4 protein-coding genes are annotated in these 4,315 nt (G+C 66.3%); 3 read left to right on the top strand and 1 reads right to left on the bottom strand.

All coding sequences use genetic code 11. From position 1 onward, the window contains the following. Window positions 1–833: triphosphoribosyl-dephospho-CoA synthase (locus FKP22_RS22495; RefSeq protein ID WP_141289914.1), on the top strand; the 833-nt coding region annotated here is incomplete at its 5' end. Between the two features lie 128 nt (window positions 834–961). Beyond that, on the top strand, window positions 962–1,474 hold the full coding sequence (gene fae, locus FKP22_RS22490) for a formaldehyde-activating enzyme (RefSeq protein ID WP_141289915.1): 513 nt from the start codon (window positions 962–964) through the stop codon (window positions 1,472–1,474). Window positions 1,475–1,600: 126 nt separating this feature from the next. Here fae and FKP22_RS22485 read toward each other — a convergent pair whose 3' ends face one another. Then, on the bottom strand, window positions 1,601–2,032 hold the full coding sequence (locus FKP22_RS22485; protein ID WP_141289913.1) for a dihydroneopterin aldolase: 432 nt from the start codon (window positions 2,030–2,032) through the stop codon (window positions 1,601–1,603). Window positions 2,033–2,282: 250 nt separating this feature from the next. Here FKP22_RS22485 and FKP22_RS22480 point away from each other — a divergent pair. Continuing rightward, window positions 2,283–4,315: sigma-54-dependent Fis family transcriptional regulator (locus FKP22_RS22480; protein ID WP_141289912.1), on the top strand; the 2,033-nt coding region annotated here is incomplete at its 3' end.

Genomic DNA, 4,315 nt, shown 5'->3' with positions numbered 1-4,315 from the left:
CGGTCCGCAAACCCGGCAACGTGAGCCGACTGTCTGCAGGCCATGGCATGCAGGCGGCGCTGTTCAGCGCCAGCGCGCGGGCGTCGGTCGGGCCGATGTTCCGGCCGGGCGCTCGCGTGGGTGATCGCATCGAGGCCGCGGTGGCCGCCAGCTGGGATGCAGCAGGCTGCAACACCAACCTCGGCATCGTGCTGCTGTGCGCACCCATTGCGCGCGCCGTGGAGTTGCATCCGCAGGCCGAAGACCCGGCCGCGCTGCGTGCGGCAATCGAAGAAGTGCTGGCCGATCTCGACCTGGCCGACGCCCGTGCCGCCTACCGTGCCATCGCCCAGGCCCATCCTGGCGGGCTGGGCTCTGCTGCGGCTCAGGACGTTCATGACGTGCCGAGCATGGGACTGCGCGCGGCGATGGCGCTGGCCGCCGATCGCGACAGCATCGCGCGGCAATACCGTGATGGGTATGTCGAGCTGTTTGAACTCGGTGTTCCGACCGCGGCCCTCGCGCTGCCTGGCGGCGCTTTCACGCGAGACGGTCTGGCATCCCCGGCCGTCAGTGCAGCCGTCCAGCGCACCTACCTCGCGTTTCTGGCCACGCTGCCCGATTCACACATTGTGCGGAAACACGGCGCGGCGCTGGCACACACTGTCATGCGCTCGGCGCAGCGCTGGCAAACCCGTGCATTGAACGGTGAGAACCTCGATGCCGATCCCGACTTCGTGGCCTGGGATCTCGAACTCAAGGCGGCCGGTCTGAACCCGGGGACCAGCGCCGATTTCACAGTGGCGGCGCTGTTCGTCGCGGGCCTGGTTGCGCCGGGGACCGCAGCGCGCTGACGGCGCGCTGCGGTCCCCGGCGCGGGAGCCCGGTGGATGGCACGGATCGTGATACGTACTGCGTCGCGCTGGTTGACTTGGCCGGTGTCGTGAATACCCTCAAGAACTGCTCACAGGAGACGGAAGAAATGGCAAAAATTGATCGCATGATGGTTGGTGAGTCGCTCGTTGGCGACGGCAACGAAGTGGCCCACATCGACCTGATCATCGGGCCGCGCGGCAGCGCCGCCGAGACGGCGTTTGCCAACGCCCTCACCAACAACAAGGACGGCTTCACCTCGCTGCTCGCCGTGGTGGCGCCGAACCTGTTGACCAAGCCGCCTACGGTGATGTTCAACAAGGTCACCATCAAGGGCGCGAAGCAGGCTGTGCAGATGTTCGGCCCGGCTCAGCGCGGTGTCGCGATGGCGGTTGCCGATTCGGTCGAAGACGGTACGATTCCGGCAGACGAAGCCGACAACGTGTTCATCTGCGTTGGCGTTTTCATCCACTGGCTCGCCGAAGACGACACGAAGATCCAGGACTACAACTACCGAGCTGTTCGCGAGTCGATCCAGCGCGCTGTCGCAGGCTCCCCGACCGCGGCGGAAGTGGTCGCCAAGAAGGGCACGGCGGCACACCCGTTCGCTGCCCATTCCTGATCTCCGACGCACGCCTGGGGCGCTCGTGGCCCCAATGAAAGCGCGCTACAACGGCCGTTGACTCGGCCGGGCACCACAAGAAAAACGGCCGCTGAGCGGCCGTTTTGTCGTCCGATTGAAGGGCGGTCAGCGTTTGCCGGGGAGCATGCCGCTGGCGAGCAACTGGACCACGGCCGCGCTGTGGCCAGAACGTCTCGACTCGGGTTCGGGCGCAATGCGTTCGATCTGCACGCCGACCGCACTCACGTCCGCGAATTTGCGCGGCTTCACGACCTTGACGCGAACCCAGCGCGCGCCGAACTCGTCGATCAGGATCTCGGCGATCTTCTCGGCAAAGGCCTCGAGCAGCGTCAGGCGGTGCTCGACCAGCAGACGGCGCAGCCGCTCGGTGACAACGCCGTAGTCGATCGTGTCGGCGATGCGATCGGTGTTGCAGGCTCGGGCATGCGGCAGGCCGGCGTGCACGTCGATCACCAGCGGCTGGGGGCGATGCAGCTCGGATTCGTGGATGCCGATCACCGTTTCGCCGACAAATCCCTCGATGAAGATCAGGTCCATGGCTTGCGGCGTGGCAGCCTGGGTTGTCGAAGCCCTCATGATGGGCAGGGAGAAGCTGTTGGACATGGTGGGGCCGCTGAGAAGCGCTGGTCGCCGCGAACCTGCGGCTGCGGAAAAATGCAAGCGGCGTGCCAATATGACCACGCGGAGCCGATCTTGCGGTACTCGCGTTTCGCCCGGTTGTGCAGGGCCTGCACTTGGATGAGGATTGGGCCCTGGAGCCCAGGCGGCCCGAACATTTGGAGACAAAATGGGAACATTGTTGCGGGAGACAGACCGTCACGCCGAGCGGATCATGGTGATGGTGAAGAACGGGACACACGAGCCAGGCAACGACGCAATCATGCGTTCGTGGAGCCGGTGTGTGAACGAATACCGCCTTCACCCTGACCGCCCGCGCACGCCGTCGGTGATTGATCGTGCCGCGCTCGAGAGTCGTTGCGAGCGCAAGGCCGATGTGATCGACTGCGCGCGCTACGAGATGACCACGCTCTACCAGCAACTGGCCGACGCTGACCTGGCGGTGCTGCTGACGGACACCGATGGCGTGATCATCCACATGGTTTCGTCGCCTGCGTTCAGTGCCGAGGTCGCGCCGCTCGGGCTGCGCACCGGAGGCCTGTGGAGCGAGGCCGAGGCCGGCACCAACGGCATGGGCACTTGCATCGCCGCGGCGGCACCGGTCGCGATCCGCCGCGAGGATCACTTCTTCACGCAGTTCTCGAACCTCACCTGCTCGGCCGTGCCGGTGTACGACCCTTCCGGGGAGATCGCCGCGGTGCTCGACGTGTCGAGCCGCTCGAAGCAGATGCAGCAACATTTGCTGGTACTGCTGGGCATGACCGCACGCATGATCGAGAACCGCCTGATCGACCAGCGCTTTCGCAACGCCCACCCGCTTCACTTTCACAGTCGGCCCGAGTTCGTCTACACGCTGCACGAGGGCAAACTGGCTGTCGATGACGAGGGCCACATCCTCGCGGCGAACCGCAGCGCACTGTTCCAGCTCGGCCTGCAGTCCATGGACGAAATCCGTTCGCGCCGCATCGAAGACCTGTTCCAGACCTCGCTCGAAGACATGCTGCAGCGCAGCATGTCTTCGTCGTTCCACCCGGTCGTGACCTACCGGGCGAATGCGGCCCTGCGTTTCTTCGCGGTTGCGCGCCGGCCCGCCTCGAGTGCGACGGCAAACGTGCACCCGATTTCGGCGACCGCCGCTGCCGCGCTGGTCAACCCGACGCCGTTGCCGGAGCGCAGGTCACCGCACCGGCCGGCCGCACTGCGCGCCGTGTCGCCCAGCCGCGCGACTTTCAAGGACCAGCGCCTGCTGGCGCATCTCGAAACCGCGCGCCGCGTGATCGCGCGTCAGACCCCCGTGCTGCTGTGGGGCGAGACCGGCTCGGGCAAGGAGGTTTTCGCCCGCGCCACCCATGACGCCAGCCCTCACGCGGACGGTGCGTTTGTGGCGGTCAACTGCGCCAGCCTGCCCGAGACACTGATCGAATCCGAACTGTTCGGCTACCGGGCCGGCGCCTTCACGGGCGCGCAGCGCTCCGGCCGGCGCGGCAAGATCCTGCAGGCCGACGGTGGCACCCTGTTCCTCGACGAAATTGCCGACATGCCGCTGGAGCTACAGGCCCGCCTGCTGCGCGTGCTCGACGAACGCCAGGTCACACCGCTCGGCACCGAGGACACGCAGCCGGTGGACTTCCAGCTGATCAGCGGCAGCCACCAGAACCTGCCGGCACTGGTGCGGGAAGGGCGCTTCCGCGAGGACCTGTACTACCGGCTCGCCGGCATCGAACTCGAGCTGCCTGCGCTGCGCGAACGCAGCGACAAGCGTGAGCTGATCCACGACATGTTGAAGGCCGAGTCGGGTGGTGACAGCCGCCTGAGCGCCGACGCCGAGCGTCTGTTGATGGACTACCCGTGGCCCGGCAACATCCGCCAGCTGCGTCATGTCTTGCGCAGCGCCTCGGCGCTCGCCGACGGGCAGGCGATCACACGCGAGCACCTGCCGGCGCTGATCCTGCATCCGGCGCCGATGTCTGCGCATGCTCATGTGCCGGCGCAGGTCGCCATGTCGTGCGACACGCCGGCTGGGGCCGAAGAAGACGCGCCGCAACCTGTCAAACTCAATCCGATCCAGGCCAACGAGCGGCAGGTGTTGCTGCAGATGCTGGAGCAGCACCGTTGGAACGTGAGCAATGTCGCCAAAGCGCTTGATGTCAGCCGCAACACCCTGTACCGAAAACTCCACAAGCTCCACATCGAGGTCTCGCA

The sequence above is a fragment of the Ideonella azotifigens genome (assembly GCF_006519715.1).
GTDB classification, from domain to species: domain Bacteria; phylum Pseudomonadota; class Gammaproteobacteria; order Burkholderiales; family Burkholderiaceae_C; genus Ideonella; species Ideonella azotifigens.
Note: the sequence above shows the minus strand (reverse complement) of the source record. Positions and strands in the feature narration are given on the sequence as shown.